Below are 4,332 nucleotides of genomic sequence, written 5' to 3'. Positions count from 1 at the left end.
CATCTCACTACGAGCCGTCCACACCAACTAACATCAACCCGCCCGGGTGGGGAAGATGATCTAGCAGCCGTGAGGACAACCGGCTAGCGCCAACACGCCGAGCTGCGGCGCACCGTAGCGATGTCCATGATGACCTCCTCGGCTGCGATGGCGGCGATCTCTTAGACGCGTCCGCGCCCGTATGGTTCCTCCTCCGCCGCGCCGCGTGTTCCGCGCTAAGCGTTGCTGCTGGGCCGCCACGGACGCCGACACCCTGTTCCGCGGGTCGTCGAGGGCGTGGCCATGACCTACGCGCGCGTCGCCGACGACCTGCACCCGGCCGCCCCACGGGTGGTGGAGGTCGCGTGGCCACTGGTGTCGTCCGCCCCTGCGGTGTAGTCGTTCCGCCGGGGCGCGCTACTGGTCGTTGCGCCTCCCCAGGCGCATCCTGGGAACTGGTTGAACCTAAGCAGGCGAGACCGCAGATGCATGACGCTGCCCCGCCGCGGTCGGAGCGGATTGGGAGCAGGGACCCGCTCTGAACAGCCCAGGTAGCGCGACCCTGGGTGCACAAGAATCAGCCCGGCGTTGCGCAGCGATTTCGTGAGCTTCTACGACCCCTTATCTGGGTCCGGCGGCCGGGTCGCGAAGTGGTCGCGCAGGATCTGATGGCTGAACATGTACTCGTTCCCGCCGGCGCGTTGCAGGAGCGCGAGCCGCGTAGCGCGGTGCAGAAAGGCAGGCAGGTCGGCGGGGATGAGACGGTCGTCACGCAACCTGGCCTCCACCACGGTGACTTCGAGGCGGGCGCTGAGAAGCACGACGAGCACGGTGACGAAAACGACAGCGGCGGCCAGGACGCCGGCGTCGAGCGCTGGCCGTAGAGAGGCGAAGACTTCTGGGTACGACCGGTCGACCGTACTGAAGGCGGTCATCAGCAGGCGCCCAGTGCCGAGCAGCAGCGCCGTGACGACGCCGGACGCGAGGGCGGCGTAGGAGGCCCAACGCGCGCTACGCAGGGCAAATGGGCCGAACGGGCGCACGACGGGCCCGACCATCCAGTTCTCGGTGTCCGTCCACTCCCACCGGACGCCCTGGAGCAGGGCGAGCCCGCTCACCGAGAGCACCGCGACCACCGCAAAGATCAGCAGACGCTGCCGCTGACCGGCGTCGAGTGATTCCCAGGCCGAGAAACCCTGGTAGAGGCGGATCGCGTCGAACAGGGCGCAGCCGATCGTCACCACCCCACCTAACCGCCGGAACCCGCGCCGGAATTCACGGACCGACCACGAGGCACGGGGGCGCGCCGTCCGTACCGGGATCGCGGTGTCGCCCGTTCGGTCCGGCACGTGGGCGGCGCTCAGCAGCACGAATAGCGTCAGCGCGACGGAGAGCCCGACCACCGGATGGCGGGGCGCGAGGATCGCCGCCGCGCCGAGGGCGGAGACCAGGGCCGCCAAGAGACCGACCGACAGGTTAATTACCCGGCGGGCGCACCGCTCCGGTATCCATTCGGCCATCAGGAAATCTCGCAGGTAGAACGAGTTCAGGCGATGTAGCTGGACAGCGATCCAGCCGAGGTCGCGCAGGAACGCCTCGCGGTCCGCCCCTGCCGCCGGTGCAGCGAGCGGTCCGGCGCGGTCATCGCGGAGCAGCATGGATCCGGCGTACGACTCGATGATCGCCCGCCGCGGATCGCCGTCCCGCAGCCGCAGCATGGTAGTGCCGTCTCGGTCCGGGAAGGCCAGCAGGGCGGTGGTGAAGAACAGCCGGGTCCGTAGCACGTCGACCAGCGCGGGCGAGTCGCGGGCCACAGAGCGCAGCTCGTCATGGGTGCCGCGGAACCGGTCGAGATGCAGGTGCACCTGGCCGGGGCTGACCGGCTCGATAACCAGCGCGGGCAAGTCAAGCTCGGCGCCGCCGGCCCGGGTGCCGTCCGGATTGACTGCGAGCATCAGGCCGACTGTGGGATGGGCAGTCCGGAAGGCGTTCACCCGCTCGATCGCCGCCTTTCGGCGCAGCGGCGGCAGCCAGCTCAGATTGTCGATCAGCAGATAGACGGTACCGGTGGCCAGCCAGCGGTCAACGACCGCGGCAGGCACCGCACTGCGCCGCTGCACGATTTGCCGCACTTGGCCGGCGAGCCCGATCCCGGCGGGCCACGAGCCGGCGTCGATCAGGATCGGCATGACCGGGTCGTCGCCGCGGCCGAGCCGCGCAGCCGCGTCCTCGGCGAGCGCCCAGCTGACGTCGCGCAGGAAAGTGCTCTTTCCTGCGCCGGGCTCGCCGACCATTGTGACCGAGAGGCCGCCGCGCAGGTCGACCACGGCGTCGACCAGCTCGGCCACGCTGGTGACCGCCCGGTGCGGCCCGTCGACCTCGTCCGCGGGCCGCAGCGTCAGCGGGAGCCTGGCGGCCGGGCCGAGCACCACCCCGGCCTCGACGTCGATCGAGCCGCGGTCCATCGCTTCGAGAGTTTTGCGGGTTGTGCCGATCAACCGGGCCGCGAACCGCGACTCCGCCGCGGCGGTCGTCTCCTGGGCGTCGGGGGACGGCCGCAGATGGTCGAAGGCCAGCGCCGCAAAAACTGCGACGATGGCCGGGATTACTAGGGTCGGCGAGGTGAGCCAGTCCGGGGCGTCGTCGGACAGGAAGTTCACGAGCAGGGGTAGAACCACGAGGGCGAGGGCGAGCGCGGCGACCGCCCGCGCCGGGCGGACCGGAGTCCTCATACTCTTACCTTACGGACCGGCCGGCAGGCCCGGCTGAACCCTCCTCTCTCGCCCTCATCTGCGTCGCCCGCCGCCACAGCCATCACCTGGATGTGTGCACAACTCCTTGGTCGCCGGCCGACGAACTCGGATACTTCACGCGTCGAACCCGCTGGATTCCGTCCCGCACCCCTGATGTTCTTAGGTGACGCGATCAGCTTGCTCCCGGTCTCGCCGCGGCGAGGTCCTCGGCGATCATCACCAGCGCAGCCGTCAAAGGTTTCGTCTACCGAATCACGTCCTACATTGTCTGCGACGTACACGCGGCGTCGACACCCCGTACTGCTTTCACCGTCTCATGGAAGCCTCCTGCTGGCGTTGTCTCGCGGACGGACACCGAGTGCGGCGCCGACATCTGGGACCAATAGTCCGCGGTTGCTATCACCAGTTGAGGGGCGAGCATGTCCAACGGCCGGTTCCTCACGCAATTGACAGGCAGCTCACAAGCGACGGCAGGTCGCGTCCACGGGCGTGGTGTAGAAGACGATCACCGTGGAGATCCGGGTTGATCCTAGGCGGCGATCGGCGCCGGTTGGGTGTCGGTGGTTGCCGGTTGTTCGGTGTCGATGTGGTGAGGCGGGCCTTGTTCAAGAGTTCGAGGCCCATGTAGCGGCGGGCTTCGGTCCATTCGTCGGTCTGCTCGGCCAGCACCGCGCCGACCAGGCGGATGATCGCCGCCCGGTTGGGGAAGATCCCGACCACGTCGGTGCGCCGGCGGATCTCTTTGTTCAGCCGCTCCTGCGGGTTGTTGGACCAGACCTGTCGCCAGATCTCGCGCGGGAACACCGTGAATGCGAGGAGATCACCGCGGGCGTCGTCGAGGTGCTCGGCCGCGGCCGGGAATTTCTGCTCGATCGCCTCGACCACCCGCGCGTACTGGGCGGTCACCGCGTCGGCGTCGGGCTGGTCGAAAATCGTCCTCACGAGGGTGGCGACCCACGGCTGCGCGGTCTTGGGCACCTTCGCCAACAGGTTGCGCAGGTAATGCGTGCGGCACCGCTGCCAACCGGCGCCGGGCAGCGCGGCGCCGATCGCCGAGACCAGGCCGCGGTGGGCATCGGAGATGACCAGCCGCACCCCGGACAGCCCGCGAGCCGTCAAGGACCTGAGGAAGGCCAGCCAGCCGGCACCGTCCTCATCGCTGGCGACGTCCAGACCGAGAACCTCCCGGCCGCCGTCGGCGTTCACCCCGACCGCGATCAGGGCGTGCACATTCACCGTCCGGCCGTGTTCGCGGACCTTGATGGTCAGCGCGTCCATCCAGACGAACGTGTAGTGGCCTGCGTCCAGCGGCCGGTTGCGGAACGCTTCCACCTGCGCGTCCAGGTGCTGCGCCATCTCCGAGACCTGCGACTTCGACAGCTGCTTGACGCCGAGTTGCTCGGCCAGTTTCTCCACCCGCCGGGTCGACACGCCGAGCAGATAGCTGGTGGCCACCACGCTGACCAGGGCCTGTTCGGCGCGGCGACACCCAACGCTACGCCACCATCGCGGGCCTGCTCGTAGTGCCGATGACCATCGCCAAGGCCACCGCGCCGCTGGCCGCAGCGTGGCTGCACTCCGCCACCGACGGGCTACGGCG

The 4,332-nt window shown here is 69.1% G+C and carries 1 protein-coding gene and 1 pseudogene; both read right to left on the bottom strand.

Going from position 1 to position 4,332, the window contains the following annotated elements; genetic code table 11:
* Positions 1-590 precede the first annotated feature (590 nt).
* Complete coding sequence (locus AB0M20_RS29475) at positions 591-2,711, bottom strand: hypothetical protein (RefSeq protein WP_364303579.1); 2,121 nt, start codon at positions 2,709-2,711, stop codon at positions 591-593.
* A 606-nt stretch (positions 2,712-3,317) separates the two neighbouring features.
* Positions 3,318-4,217, bottom strand: a pseudogene (locus AB0M20_RS29470) (IS256 family transposase); the annotation flags it as partial.
* Between the last annotated feature and the right edge of the window lie 115 nt (positions 4,218-4,332).

The sequence above is a fragment of the Actinoplanes sp. NPDC051633 genome (assembly GCF_040681735.1).
Classification (GTDB): Bacteria; Actinomycetota; Actinomycetes; order Mycobacteriales; family Micromonosporaceae; genus Actinoplanes.
Note: the sequence above shows the minus strand (reverse complement) of the source record. Positions and strands in the feature narration are given on the sequence as shown.